At 61.1% G+C, this 14,052-nt stretch carries 12 protein-coding genes; all 12 read left to right on the top strand.

What is annotated here, in order from left to right; translation table 11 throughout:
• Positions 1 to 25: 25 nt before the first annotated feature.
• The 12 genes from JAB8_RS10345 to JAB8_RS10400 all read left to right on the top strand — a co-directional run bounded on the left by JAB8_RS10345 (position 26) and on the right by JAB8_RS10400 (position 14,048).
• Positions 26 to 880: a hypothetical protein gene (locus JAB8_RS10345; RefSeq protein WP_083287650.1), complete on the top strand. Its 855-nt coding sequence runs from the start codon at positions 26 to 28 to the stop codon at positions 878 to 880.
• A gap of 1 nt (position 881) precedes the next feature.
• Entirely contained in the window at positions 882 to 2,522 is a 1,641-nt protein-coding gene (locus tag JAB8_RS10350; protein ID WP_254679492.1) for a hypothetical protein, read from the top strand.
• Complete coding sequence (locus JAB8_RS10355) at positions 2,497 to 3,411, top strand: glycerophosphodiester phosphodiesterase (protein WP_070289443.1); 915 nt, start codon at positions 2,497 to 2,499, stop codon at positions 3,409 to 3,411. The genes JAB8_RS10350 and JAB8_RS10355 overlap by 26 nt, the downstream gene beginning before the upstream one ends.
• 193 nt (positions 3,412 to 3,604) lie before the next feature.
• Complete coding sequence (locus JAB8_RS10360; RefSeq protein ID WP_139143005.1) at positions 3,605 to 4,783, top strand: hypothetical protein; 1,179 nt, start codon at positions 3,605 to 3,607, stop codon at positions 4,781 to 4,783.
• Complete coding sequence (locus tag JAB8_RS10365; protein WP_070289445.1) at positions 4,784 to 5,899, top strand: hypothetical protein; 1,116 nt, start codon at positions 4,784 to 4,786, stop codon at positions 5,897 to 5,899. It abuts the gene before it with no gap.
• A gap of 83 nt (positions 5,900 to 5,982) precedes the next feature.
• Entirely contained in the window at positions 5,983 to 6,597 is a 615-nt protein-coding gene (locus JAB8_RS10370) for a hypothetical protein (protein WP_070289446.1), read from the top strand.
• A 71-nt stretch (positions 6,598 to 6,668) separates the two neighbouring features.
• The gene (locus tag JAB8_RS10375) at positions 6,669 to 8,108 is read left to right on the top strand and encodes a CsgG/HfaB family protein (protein WP_175445183.1); all 1,440 of its coding nucleotides are present in this window, start codon (positions 6,669 to 6,671) and stop codon (positions 8,106 to 8,108) included.
• Between the two features lie 263 nt (positions 8,109 to 8,371).
• On the top strand, positions 8,372 to 9,397 hold the full coding sequence (locus JAB8_RS10380) for a LacI family DNA-binding transcriptional regulator (RefSeq protein ID WP_070289448.1): 1,026 nt from the start codon (positions 8,372 to 8,374) through the stop codon (positions 9,395 to 9,397).
• Positions 9,397 to 10,884 (top strand): sugar ABC transporter ATP-binding protein, encoded by a 1,488-nt coding sequence (locus JAB8_RS10385; protein ID WP_070289449.1) that lies wholly within the window; start codon positions 9,397 to 9,399, stop codon positions 10,882 to 10,884. Before JAB8_RS10380 ends, JAB8_RS10385 begins: the two co-directional genes overlap by 1 nt.
• Entirely contained in the window at positions 10,865 to 11,872 is a 1,008-nt protein-coding gene (locus tag JAB8_RS10390; protein ID WP_070289450.1) for an ABC transporter permease, read from the top strand. The genes JAB8_RS10385 and JAB8_RS10390 overlap by 20 nt, the downstream gene beginning before the upstream one ends.
• 88 nt (positions 11,873 to 11,960) lie before the next feature.
• Positions 11,961 to 12,902 (top strand): substrate-binding domain-containing protein, encoded by a 942-nt coding sequence (locus JAB8_RS10395; RefSeq protein ID WP_254679495.1) that lies wholly within the window; start codon positions 11,961 to 11,963, stop codon positions 12,900 to 12,902.
• 93 nt (positions 12,903 to 12,995) lie between these two features.
• Entirely contained in the window at positions 12,996 to 14,048 is a 1,053-nt protein-coding gene (locus JAB8_RS10400) for a sugar phosphate isomerase/epimerase (RefSeq protein ID WP_070289452.1), read from the top strand.
• Positions 14,049 to 14,052: the final 4 nt, after the last annotated feature.

Here is a 14,052-nt window from a genome sequence, read left to right on the forward strand (position 1 = left end):
CTGAAATAAGAGAAAGTTATCGAGCATGACAACGTATAAGAATTTTGCATCCGCGCACTGGCGCAAACTGGTCATGGGCGTGGCCGCCGGCGTCTTGCTGACGGGCTGCGCCATGACGCCGAATGGCCGTGGCGGCGTGATGATGGGCCTCGATACGGCCGAGCTGTTCGGCACGCCGCTGTCCACCTTCCGCCTGCGCGACGGCACGGAAGGCACCTTGCGCAAGGATCCGCAAGGCAAGTATTCGATCAAGCTGTCGCAGGCGTTTCGCGTCGTGCCGCTGGCCAATGCCGTCACGGCCCGCGTGGCGCGCGTGGAGAACGTGGGCGAGCGCACCGTGGTGATCGTGGAAACGCAGGAGCGCGGCTGCGCCTACCGCTATGAAGTGCTGGCGTTCCAGGGCACGGACGTGTTGCAGTGGACGGTGGGCAATTGCAAGGACCGCCCCCGCGTGGAACTGGCGGCGGACGCGAAATCGCTGAATATCGATTTCCCCAACTACAACCGCCTGTTGCGCATGATCTACACGGACAACCGCCTGCTCAACGCCAGCGTGGCCGTGCCGCCCGGCGTCGATACGCGCGCCCAGCCGTTTGCCGACGACGCCTTGCGCGGCACGGGACCCGCCATCGCCACCCTGCCTGGCAGCGACAGCGGCCGCGTGATTCCCGCGCCGCCAGCCCCGGCATCGGCCCCGGCCGCCGCGCCGAAAGCGGGCAGCCGCGCCAGCGCCAAGCCGCGCCGCCAGGAGACCCCGGCCAGGGCGGCGGCACCCGCCATCAGCCTGCCGGCCCCGCGCAGCGCGGCGGCTGCCCCTGCCGCGCCGATGATCTTCCAGGCTGAAGAGATCAAGCCCGTCGTCATCGATCTGAGGAAATAAGATGGCCGCGAGTCTGCGCAGTCTGCAAATCCGGCAGACCTTGATCCTGATCGTCCTGACGATCATTTATTTGTGCTGCGAGCTGGGCTTCAATGCACGTTTGCTCGATGTGGTGGGCGGCGACGTCAAGCCGCACGACGTGGAAGGCGTGGAATTCTATGGCCGCAGCCTGTCGGGCATCGCCGCCGCGCTGGTGGTGCTGCAACTGATGTGGCGCCGCCGCCTGAAGAACAATGGCAGCGGCCCCAGCTGGAAAAAGATCATCTTCTGCTGCGTCGCCACGGCCGCGGTCGTGTTCGGCATTCTGAAGACGACGGTCACGGTGCTGGTGGAAACGCGTGATGCGCAATTTCGCCGCCTGGCCTTCAACACCACCCTGATGCAGCGCTCGCTGGTGGGCGGCAGCCTGCAATTGCAGGGCCTGGTCGACGATGCCACCCTGTTTGCCAAGCCCGAAGGCAAGGCTTTCCTCGCCCTGTTTCCGTTCCTGGCCGTGTCGGTGGGGCACCTCGATGAGCGCATGGAGCCGGCCAAGGAGCAGTTGATCAACTTTAATGTCCGCAAGATCGCCGGCGGCGCGGCCGGCTACTACGACAAGTACCAGCAGGCGATCGGCGAAGTGCATGACAAGTGGAAATTGTATTCGGGTATCATTCCCGACGACGATGCGGGCTTGCGCCAGCAGCAGGAATCGGCGTGGAACGATTACCGGCAAAGCCTGTCGCGCCATGGCTGGCAGCCGCATTCCGTGCCGGCGCGGCGCAAGGCGGCCGTGGTCAACAATGTGCGCAAGAAGGTGCCCGTCTCGGCCAACTGGCACCCGGCCGACCAGCTATCGTTCCGCCTGGCCGTCAAGCGCCGCTATGCGTCGGAAGCGGCCGGCAAGGGCTTGACTATCAAGGGCGACCGCATTCCGCCCGGCCTGTCCTTCCCCGCCTTCGTCGCGCGCCCCGGCATCCAGGCCGTGCTGCGCGACGGGCCGGACGGCGGCGACGGCAGCGAAGCGAGCAAGGGCTTGCGGCTGCCCAAGGGCGCCGTGGTGCAGGACGCGTATGCGAGCCCGGCCGAGTTCAGCCGCCTGTTCGACCAGTTCGCCGCGCGCCAGACGGCGGAAAAGCTGGTCGAGTACCGCGCCAGCCGCAGCGACTTCGAAGTGCATGGCAAGTATTATGCGGAGGGCAAGGAAGCGGCGCGCGCGGCCATCGTGCCGCCCGTGGCCCTGTTCTTTTCGCTCCTGGGCGCCATCGGCCACTTTTCGAAACTGCTGTACCTGATCGCCACCGTGGGCTTGCTGGTGCTGGCGGCGCGCCGGGGCGAGCAGGCGGGCGCCGATGGCCAGCTGAGCCGGCGTTCCGCGTGGATCGCCACGGGCGTGCTGGCCGGCGCCTTCCTGGGAACCTGGGGTATTTTTAGCCTGTCGGACAACAATGTCACGAAGAGCGAGCTGTTCCGCCAGATGCTGGACTGGAACCGTCAGGCCGACGGCGACAGCACGCGCTGGCAAATCGCCGGCAAGGGCTTGCTGGCCAATATCACGCACGTCGTGGCGGTGGGGCAGGGCTACAGCTACCCCGTCAACGAAGCGATCCGCATCAATATTTTGCAGGGACTCGAATATGGTTATCACCCGGAAAAAAAATAAGGCGGCCGCCCTGGCCTTGCTGCTGTGCATGGCCAGCACGGCCGTGCAGGCCGACTGCCTGGGCATGAAGGTGCATGCCCACCGTGGCGCCGGCAATGCGCCGGAAAACTCGCTGAGCGCGCTGCGCAACACGTATTTCGGCACCTGGGACGGCGTCGAGACGGATTTGCAGCTGCTCGGTGACGGCAGCTGGGTGGTGCACCACGACCTGCTGACGGGCAGGGTCGTCGATACGGGGTCGCCCCGCACCGTGAAACAATTGACGGCCGACGACTGGCGCGCGGCCAGCATGAAGAACCGTGGCGTGGCCACGCCGGAAACGCCGCCGTTCGTCAGCGATGTGGCCGACCTGGCCACCGCGTTCCCGGCCAAGACCCTGAATGCGGAAATCAAGGATGTCGTGCCGTCGTGCGCGCCCATCAATACGCTGGTGGCGCAGTTGCGCGCCAACATCAAGCATGGCAACTGGTTTTTGACCTCGGGCGTGCCGAACAACCTGGCCTGTGCGCGCCGCGCCGATCCGCACGGTTACCTCGGTCTGCTCGTGTTTGATGCGCGCAATGCGCAGGCGGCCGGCGCCAACCGGGTCAGCCGCTATATCGCGAAAAACGCCCGTCCGCCCAAGCTGGACAAGCCCTGGCTGCAGCGCGTGCAGCAGCAGATCGGCATGCCGACGGGCGTGCACGTGGACGCGCGCAGCCTCGACGCCAATCCGAATTTGCTGGCCGATGCGGCCAGCCTGAACATGCCCGTCTTCGTGTATGCCGTCGACGGCGACTCGGCCCTGGCCGCCTCGCTGCTGCGCGCCCAGCAGCGCAGCCACCGCTGGCCCAGCGGCGTCATCCTTGACGGCAATCCGGAAACGTTTTGCGCGATGATGAAAAATTGATGGAAGGCGGTGTGGATATTTATTACACTGCTTTCAAAAAAAATAGCCAGCGATGTTCTCTGGTTTACTCTTGGTAAGTCACGGAACATCAAAATTTACAACAAACGTAATAAAGTGGAAAAATACTTTTGATTGCTTGATGCGAAATAAGTTACAATTTATGCTATTTCCATGAGGCAATAGAGGTTGGTTCGTGTGGTCGAAATCCAAGATATCTGCAGTTCTGTCATTTCAACTGATTTTTTTCCTGCTCGCGTTCCCAGCCTCTGCCGCTGATATAGCGGTAGCCGGATTTGCATTTTCCGGTGACTCCGCCACGGCCGGCGTTCGTTTTCCATATTCCCATCAAGTATATATGCGCTTGCGTGCCGATAAGTCGGGGCAGAACCTTTCGCGCATTATTCACGACCGTAGTGGCAAGGTGGCCAATCCTGCCCTCAGTCTGTTGCCGCCCGCATCTCTCGTTAATCTCAAGAAAAGTGATCAGGCCTTGATCACGGTGCTGGTACTGACCGGCGAAACGGTATTGACGGAAAATTTCGGCAGTTATTACAAGACCTTTGTCAATTTGCGTGGCGATGCCCTGATTTTCGATTACAAGAGCAAGACCGTGGTACGCAGTTATCCCGTCAATGCCGCCCTGTTTGATGCCACGCCGGACGCACCCGATGCGGCACGTATCAGCGGATTCATCGAGCAGTTATTGTTGAAGGAAGAGGGCAAGGGCCTGGTGACGCAATACCTTGATCGCCTTGCCCACGCGACTTTGCCGACCCCAGGCCAGCGCACGATCCAGATCCGGCGTGCCAAAGTGGCGCCGGAAGCGCTGGCTGTCATGCCCGACGCGCTGCGTAGCCAGCCGCAACTGATGGAAAGCATGGTGGTTGACGCCTTTGCTTCGGTACTGTCCGCCAAGGCTGGCGTACCGTTGCTGCCGAGCAAGGCTGGCGACGCCTTGGGACGCATGTCGCTGCGGCTCGAGAATGGCGATGACGTCGATTTGAATATCGGTGAGGGTGATTATGTTTTTGATATTATCCTGAATAAGTTTGCCAAGATTAAAACGGCGGAAACCGCTGTCGCGATATCGTATGTATATGGTGCCTATGCGCATGTACAGTTCTCTGAGCCGTTGCTCAATTCCGATTTTCTGAATACAGACTTGAAAAATGGCGAAACGGCAATTGTTCCTGCCGGCCGTATTGGTTCTGATGATTTCGCTGCATATCAAGATGCCTTACGCGGTCTGTTTTTAAAACTGACCGCCGCATTTGAGGGTGGCGACATGAAATGGATACAGACCGCGGCTGGCGCCAAGGATATTGGTAAACAACTCGAGGCAACTCGGGTGATATTAAAGGCGAGTAAATAGATGAAAAAATTGATGTTGTTTTGCCTGGGCTTGCTTTTGGCGGGTCAATGCTTTTCCCAGGTTATTCAGATTAAAGGCGCGGCGACGGTGAAATATGCGGCCATGTTGACGGATGCCGACAAGGAAATGGCTTATCAGAAGGCGCAAATGGCGGCGATAGAACGCTATTTCGCTGAAAGCGGCGAAGCGGAATCGGAGAACTTTGAAGCGATCCAGGGAAAGATAGAGGCCAATCTGGATAAATTCTTGCTCAGTACTGTTGTCCTGAATGAGCAGGATCAGACCAGTTTGCGTAAATATTCCGTGGCAGTGCGTGCCGAACTCAATGTGGCGAAACTGAGGAATACCCTGAAAGGCGCCAGTGCCACCGGTCGGGTATCGAACGGGGAAAAATCGCAGATGGTGTATGTCTTTGTTGGCCGCGAAGTGGCCAGCGTCAAGGCATTTGATGAGCGTGTCGTCAAGCGTGCCGAGCTGACCCTCGACGGCAGCGCAAAAACGAGCGGCAGCGTGAATGGCCGCGAAGGCGAATCGCTGAGCGGCGGGGCCATTGCCACCAATGCCAGCGTGCGCCGGAATGAAAACGTTGCCCTCAAGCAGACTATCAAGGTCGAAACCGGTGGCAGCACCGTGCGCAAGGCCGATGAAACCGATTACCGTGTGTTTTCGCTGGCCAACCAGAAGACGGCCGTGACGAGCGTGTTTTCGCAAGCAGGGTACCTGGTCGCCGATCCTGAGTTCGTACTCGGTGATAAGGACATTCCATCAGTGAATAAAGATTTCTCCAAAGGTAATGATTTGGCGCCTGCGACCTTGCGCTCCATCGTTGCCGCCTTGCGCAAGGCGAATGTGCCCCTGCTGGCATTAGCCACGTTTGATGTCAATCCTGCCGCGACCGATGAAGCGACCGGCTTGCAGCGCGTCGTGGTATCGGTCACCGGCCGCGTACTCGATTTGCGTGGCGCATTGCCACGTGAAGTGGCGGCCGTGCCACCGGTACAGTATTTTGGCCTCGGTGCGGACAATGCGACAGCCCAGACCAAAGCCTTGAAGGACGCTTCCGCACTGGCGGCCAAGGAAATTATCAGCCGCTTGAGCGCTGCTGGCGTGTATTGACATACCGGTGCGGGCGGCAGGTCGAACGCCCGCATCTTCCATTTTCTCGACTGTTTCCCATTCTTTTTATAAAAAGGCAAGTCATGAAGCATATCCGTATTTCCGCATTGTTGGGTGCGACCCTGTTGGCAGTTTCGAGCCTGGCATCGGCTCAATTCGGTAGCCTGTCCGGTGCGCTGGGCGGCGGCAAAGGGGTTACGGCCGAGCAGATCGTCAAGAAATATGTCGGCGGCACGCAAAGCGTCATGAAAGCCGATGCGACCATGCTGGCCGCGTTTGGTTTGAAGGAACAGTCGGACAAGGCCGCCCTGGAAGCGCAGAACCTGACCGAAGGCGCCACCAAGGATAGCCTGCAGGGTGCAAGCAAGATGCAAAGCGAAAACAGCAAACTGCTGGAAGAGCAAATGAAGGGCAAGAAAGTAGCCATGGATGATGCGAGCAAGCAGCGCTTTACCGAAGGCTTGATTGATCTGTCGAAAGGCGTGATCCAGTACGTCGGCATGAGCAAGGATGTCGGCAGCTTCAAGCCATCGGTCACCGCTCTGGGCGCATCGGCCAATTCGGCCCTGTTCATTGCACAAAACCTGCCGTCGTCGATCAAGGCCGTCAGCAGCACCTTGAAAGTGGCGATCGACTTTGCCAAGAACAATAACATTCCGCTGCCAAAAGAAGCCAGCGACGCTACAGCATTGCTGTAAGTCAAAAGCGCACAGGGAAGACAGCAGGGCGACTGGTTCGCCCTTTTTTTTTGGGGACAATGGAATTGCCTATGAAGATCATAATGAAATCCGGTATGCCAGCCATACTGCTGAGTATTGCCTTGGGCTTGGCTGCTTGTGGCGAGAAAGCTGCGCAGCCGCCTGTTGCGTCCAGCGCGCCTAAGCTGACGCAGACACCTGACGTCGGACAGGTCGAACAAGTCACTACGACGGCAACTGGCAGCGGCATTTCGCCCGGTGCCGCGCTCAATGACGCGCTCAAGCTGGCCATCATGCAAGTCAATGGTGCCACTGTGCAAGCCAGTTCGAGCAATGCGAGCATGTTTGAGCAGGTGACGGCAACGCTCGATGTCGATTCGACGGCCGGCTCGGGGAGCGCAAGTATGAAGGCGACCATGCAGGGCCAGGCATTTGCCGAGCAGATCATCAGTCAATCGAAGGGCGTGGTCTCCTCGTTCAAGGTAGTTGACATGGCATCGCCATTTTCCAAGGGCGGTCTTTACAAGGTGGAGATCGAAGCGCGCATTGCCAAGTTCAAGGCGCCAGCCGATAGTGGCAAGATCAAGATCGTTGTGGCGCCGCTGCGCAGCGAGCAAGCCAGCTTCAACATTGGTGGGCGCGTGGTGCCGGCGCAGGAAGTGCTGGCGCCGATCCGCCAGCAGATCATTGACGCCTTGTCGCAAACGGGCCGCTTTACCGTGCTGGATCGCCAGTTTGAGGGCGAGTTGCAGGATGAGTTGAATATGATTAGCTCGGGTAATTCCCCGAGTACCGACCTTGCCAAGCTGGGACAGGCATTGAGCGCGGATCTGGTGTGGGTCGGCGTGGTCAATGAATTCGCTTACCAGCGACATGCACGCAAGCTGCAGACCTCGGACCGCGAACTGGTGTCCTATGCCGGTGCCTGGTCTGTCTCGCAACGCATGATCAATCTGGCTACGCGGCAGATCCTGCAAGCGACCACCCTGCGTGGCGAGCCGCCAGCGATTGCCGCCACGACTCTGGGCAGTAACTTCAATGAGAGCCAGACGCTGCAGAACATGCAAACAGCGATCGTCAAACAGGCTACTGAGGCTATCTTGCTGCGCACTTTCCCCATTTCCATCGTCGAGCGTGATGGTGAAAACGTCGTATTGAGCCAGGGTGGCAACGCCGTGGTGCAAAACGGCCGCTATCGTGTGTATCAGCAAGGCAAGGAGATCAAGGATCCGCAGACCGGCCAGTCACTGGGCAATATGGAAAAACTGTGCTGCGAGGTACGTATCGAACGCGTGACGCCGAACTTGTCGTATGGCATTCTGGAAAACGTCAAAATCAAGCTCGATGGTATCGCTGCGGGCGTGTTGCAGGTGCGGGAAGCGGCACCGGTAGACAAGGCCATCGTCAAGGCTGAGCCTGCCGTGGCGCCACTGAAAACCGAGGTGAAGCGCAGTACATCCACCGCTGCTGCCAAAAATGCCACTGCGGATGGTGGCGACAAGGACTGGTAAGTCTCTACGGCTCAACGGATCCAGGCAAGTCGTCACGGATCCTTGTCGTTGGGTCGGCTTGGGTACCGAGCGGATATTGTCGGTGCCCATTTCTCCCTGATAAACCATTTTGCCACGCAACATTGGCGCTCCAGCCCCGAAAATCTATACTGATGGTGGCCCGCACCGGGCCTGTTTTTTGCGCATCGCAGCATCGATAATGTTTGCATCGCGCGCGTGACTGGCCTATAAATGTAATCGATTACATTTATGTGAAAAGCCCCATGCCGCCAGCCGTCCCGTCTTCCTTGCCGACAGAAACCGTCTCCATCAGCGCCGTCGCCGCGCATGCGGGCGTGTCGGTGGCCACCGTCTCGCGCGTGATGAATGAGCAGGCCGGGGTGCGGGCGCCCACGCGCGACAAGGTGCTGGCGTCCGTGGCGGCGCTCGGCTACCGCATGAACCACCTGGCGCGCAGCCTGCGCACGGCCGAGAGCCGCATGCTGCTCACCATGGTGCCGGACGTAGGCAACCCTTTCTATGCGCAGATCGTGCGCGGCATCGATACGGTGGCGCGCGAACACGGCTATTTTGTATTGCTGTGCGACACGGGCGCCGACGCGGGCCGCGAGCGCTCCTACTTCGACTTGCTGCGCATGCACCGCGCCGACGGCGCCATCTGCCTGGACCCGGACACGGTGCAGCATGCGCTGTCGCATGAATCCGTCAGCCTGCCGTGGGTGGCCTGCTGCGAATTCGACCCCGCCGTGGCCGTGCCCTATGTCGGCATCGACAACCACCGGGCCGCCTCCGACGCCGTCGCGCATCTGCTGTCGCGCGGCCATACGCGCATCGGCCTGATCAACTCCGATGAACGCTATCTGTACGCGCGGCAACGTCAGCAAGGCTATCTGGACACGCTGGCCGCCGCCAGCCTGCCCGTGCAGCCGCAATGGGTGCACACGGTGCAAAGCCTCGACTATGAAGCTGGCACGGCCGCCACGTTGCGCATGATGGCGGGGCCCGATGCGCCGACGGCCATCTTTGCCGTCTCCGACACCCTGGCCATTGGCGTGCTGAGCGCGCTGCGCCAGCTGAAAAAACGCGTGCCCGAAGACGTGGCCGTCATCGGCTTCGATGATATCGCCATCGCCGCGCAGATCGACCCGGGTTTGACCACCATCGCGCAGCCGATGCGCGAACTGGGCGAGACGGCGGCGCGCCTGCTGCTGCAGCGCTTGGCGGACCCGGCAGCCAGCGTGCCGGGCGTGTTGCTGGAACATAACTTGGTCTTGCGAGGGAGTGCATAGTGAGCGTTGCCGTCGGTTTCGAGGGGGTGTGCAAGGATTTCGGCCCCGTGCGCGTCTTGCATGGCGTCAGTTTTACCCTGGCGCCGGGACGCGTGTATGGCTTGCTGGGTGAAAATGGCGCCGGCAAGTCGACCCTGATGAAAATCCTCGCCGGCTACGAGAGCGTGAGCGAAGGCCAGCTGCTGATCGATGGCCAGCCCCGGCGCTTCGCCAGTTCGCGCGCGGCGGAGAGCGCCGGCATCGTGCTGATCCACCAGGAATTCAACCTGGCCGAGCACCTGACGGTGGCGCAAAACATGTTTTTAGGCCACGAAAAGACGCGCGGCTGGCTGCTGGACGAGGCGGCCATGCGCGAAGAAGCGTCGCGCTATCTGAAACAGGTGGGGCTGGACGTCTCGCCCGACACCAAAATACGCGACCTGATCGTCGCCGAGAAACAGCTGGTGGAAATCGCCAAGGCCCTGTCGCGCCGCGCCCGCTTTTTGATCATGGACGAACCGACCGCCACCCTGACGTCGTCGGAAACCCAGCGCCTGTTCGCCGTGATGGCCCAACTGAAGGCGGACGGCGTCACCATCCTCTACATTTCCCACAAGCTCGACGAAGTGGAGCGCTATACGGACGAAGTCATCGTCATGCGCGACGGGCGTTTCGTCACGCGCGAGCCGACGGCCAGCCTCACGCGCCAGCAGATGGCGAACCTGATGGTGGGGCGCGAATTGTCCGACATGTTCCCCGCGAAAGTGCCGCTGGCGCCCGATGCCCCGATCCTGCTGAAGGTCGATGGCTTGAGCGTGCCCGGCTGGGCGAAATCGCTGTCGTTCGAGGTGCGCGGGGGCGAAGTGCTGGGCTTTGCGGGCCTGGTGGGCGCGGGGCGCACGGAATCGTTCGAGGCGCTGCTGGGCTTGCGTCCGCGCAGCGCGGGCACGATCCATCTCAATGGCCAGCCCGTGGATATCCGCACGCCCAGGCAAGCGATGCAGCACGGCATGACGTATCTGAGCGAAGACCGCAAGGGCAAGGGCTTGCATGTGAACCTGGGCTTGCGCGAAAACCTCACGATGATGACGATGGAGCGCTATGCGCGGCCGTGGCTCGACGTGAAGGGCGAGAAACAGGCGCTGGCCAGGGCCGTCGGGGATTTTAATATCCGCACGGGCGACCTGGACAGCCGTGCGCGCATGCTGTCCGGCGGCAATCAGCAAAAGCTGGCGCTGGCCAAATACCTGCATTCGGACCCCCGTGTCGTCGTGCTCGATGAACCGAGCCGCGGCGTGGACGTGGGCGCCAAGCGCGACATTTACTTCCTGATTCACCGCCTGGCCGCCGAAGGGCGCGCCGTGATCGTGATTTCATCGGAATTGATCGAATTGATCGGCCTGTGCCACCGGGTCGCCGTGATGCGCGCCGGCACCTTGCAAGCCACCCTGTCTGCTGACCACCTGACCGAAGAGGAGTTGATTGCCCATGCAACCGGCACGCACTGACACCACCGTATCCCCAATCTCCCGATTCGGCGCGCGCATCAAGGGTTTCGGCCCCGTGCTGGGCTTGTTATCTCTGTGCATCGCGGGCACCTTGCTCAATGGCGACTTCGCCACCGTGGACAACCTGATGAACGTGCTTACGCGCACGGCCTTCATCGGCATCATCGCCGTGGGCATGACCTTCGTCATCATTTCCGGCGGCATCGATTTATCGGTGGGCTCCATGGCGGCGCTGATTGCCGGTTGCATGATTTATTTCATGAATGCGCTGGCGCAAGGCGCGGGCGGCGACCTGGCACCGATCACCATGCTGGTGCTGGGCATCGCCATGGCCTTGATCCTCGGTGCCGGCTTTGGCCTGATGCACGGCTTGTTGATCAGCAAGGGTAATATCGAACCGTTCATCGTCACCCTGGGCACCTTGGGCATCTTCCGCGCCGTGCTCACGTATCTGGCCGATGGCGGCGCACTGACCCTGGACGCCACGCTGTCCGAGCTGTACAGCCCCGTCTACTACACGAGCGTGCTGGGCGCGCCGATCCCGATCTGGATTTTCCTGTTCGTCGCCGCCGCCGGCGCCATCATCCTCAACCGTACGACCTTTGGCCGCCACGTGCAGGCGATTGGTTCCAACGAGCAAGTGGCGCGCTACGCGGCCATCAACGTCGACAGGGTCAAAATCGCCACCTACATGCTGCTGGGCATCTGCGTGGGCATCGCCACGGTGCTGTACGTGCCGCGCCTGGGCTCGGCCACGCCGACCACGGGCTTGCTGTGGGAACTCGAAGCGATCGCCGCCGTCGTCGTGGGCGGCACGGCGCTGAAGGGCGGCGAAGGGCGCATCGTCGGTACCGTGATCGGCGCCATCCTGCTCTCCGTGATCAGCAATATCCTGAATTTGACCAGCATCATCAGTGTCTACCTGAATGCCGCAGTGCAAGGCGTGGTGATCATCGCCGTCGCCTTCCTGCAGCGAGGCCGCAAATAAAACAAGAGCGGCGTTCTGAAAGGGCGGCCAACGGGCGCCCACAACCTTGGAGGAGAGCAGCATGAAGAGCTTTATACGGGTAGCAGGGATGGCGGTGCTGGTGATGCAGGCGTGGGCGCTGCCGATGGGGCCGGCGCAAGCGGCTGACAAGCTCGTTGTCGGCGTGGCCATCCCCACGGCCACGCACAGTTTCACGTCGGGCATCGTGTGGTGGGCCAACCAGGCCAAGGCGGAGCTGGAAAAGGCCCATCCGGGGCTGAAAATCATCGTCAAGACGGCCGCCACGGCGCCCGAACAGGCGAACCAGTTGCAGGATATGTTGACGGTGAATAAGATCAACACCCTGGTGATCTTTCCCATCGAATCGGCCTCGCTGACGCAGCCCGTCGCGCAAGTGAAAAACAAGGGCGTGTATGTGACGGTGGTGGACCGCGGCTTGACGAACACGCAGTCGCAGGATGCCTATATAGCGGGCGACAACACGGCCTTCGGCAAGCTGCCGGCCGAATACCTGGCGAAAAGTTTAAATGGCAAGGGCAATGTCGTCGTGCTGCGCGGCATGCCGACCACCTTGGACAACGAGCGCTTTGACGCGTTTTCCGCCGTGATGAAGGGCCATCCCGATATCAAGGTGCTCGACGCCAAGTACGGCAACTGGAACCGCGACGATGCCTTCAAGGTCATGCAGGATTATCTGACCCGTTTCAAGCAGATCGACGCCGTCTGGGCCGCCGATGACGACATGGCCATCGGCGTGCAGAAAGCCATCGCGCAAGCCAATCGCACGGACATCAAGCAGGTGTTCGGCGGCGCGGGCGCGAAGGGCGCGGTGAAAAAGATCATGGACGGTTCCGACCCGCTGATCGTGGCCGACGTGTCGTACTCGCCGAAGTTCATGTACGACGCCATCAAGCTGACGACGGAAGCGCGCCTGAAAGGTGATAAATTGCCGGCCAATACGATCATCCCGTCGGTGCTGATCACGCGCGAGAACGCCAAGCAGTTTTACTTTCCGAACTCGCCTTTTTAAATTCTGGGGTCAGACCCCCTCGCCCGCCAGCAATGACCTTTGCGTTAGCGGCATTGAGGGTCTGACCCCGGCTTTCTCCAACAGGACATTGACATGAAAACCATCCAGGGCCCGGCCATTTTCCTGGCCCAGTTTCTCGGCGACGAGCCGCCGTTCGACTCGCTCGAGCACTTGGCGCAATGGGCGGCCGGCCTGGGCTACAAGGGCTTGCAGCTGCCGACGGCGCCGCGTTTGTTCGACCTGGAGCAGGCGGCTGTCAGCCAGCAGTACTGCGACGACGTGGTCGCCTTGCTGGCGCGCCATGGCTTGCAGGTGACGGAATTGTCGACGCACTTGCAGGGCCAGCTGATCGCCGTGCATCCGGCCTACGACGCGCTGTTCGACGGCTTTGCGCCAGAACAAGTACGCGGTGATCCTGCCGCGCGCACGGCCTGGGCCGCGCAGCAACTGCTGTGGGCTGCCACCGCCTCGCAACGCCTGGGCCTCAAGGCGCACGTGACGTTTTCCGGCGCACTGGCCTGGCCGTATCTGTACCCGTGGCCGCAGCGCCCGGCCGGACTGGTGGAAACGGCATTTGCCGAGCTGGCGAAACGCTGGTTGCCCATCCTCGATGCGTTCGACGCGGCCGGCGTGGACCTTTGCTATGAATTGCATCCGGGCGAGGACTTGCACGACGGCGTGACGTTCGAGCGTTTCCTGGCCGCCGTCCACGACCACCCGCGCGCATCGATTCTGTACGACCCCAGTCACTTCGTGCTGCAGCAGCTCGATTACCTGGCGTTCATTGATATTTATCATGCGCGCATCAAGGCCTTCCACGTCAAGGACGCGGAGTTCCGGCCCAACGGGCGCCAGGGCGTGTATGGCGGCTATGGCGACTGGCAGGACCGGGCCGGACGCTTCCGCTCGCTCGGTGACGGGCAGATCGATTTCAAGGCGATTTTCTCGAAGATGGCGCAGTACGACTTCCCCGGCTGGGCCGTGCTGGAGTGGGAATGCTGTTTGAAACACCCGGAGGACGGGGCGGCCGAAGGCGCACGTTTCATCCGTGACCATATCATCCACGTGGCCGAACATGCGTTCGACGATTTCGCGGGCAGCGCCGTAGACCAGGGCCAGATCAACCATTTGTTGGGATTGAAATAGGGAG

Origin of the sequence: Janthinobacterium sp. HH106 (assembly GCF_001758725.1) — a bacterium.
Classification (GTDB): domain Bacteria; phylum Pseudomonadota; class Gammaproteobacteria; order Burkholderiales; family Burkholderiaceae_D; genus Janthinobacterium.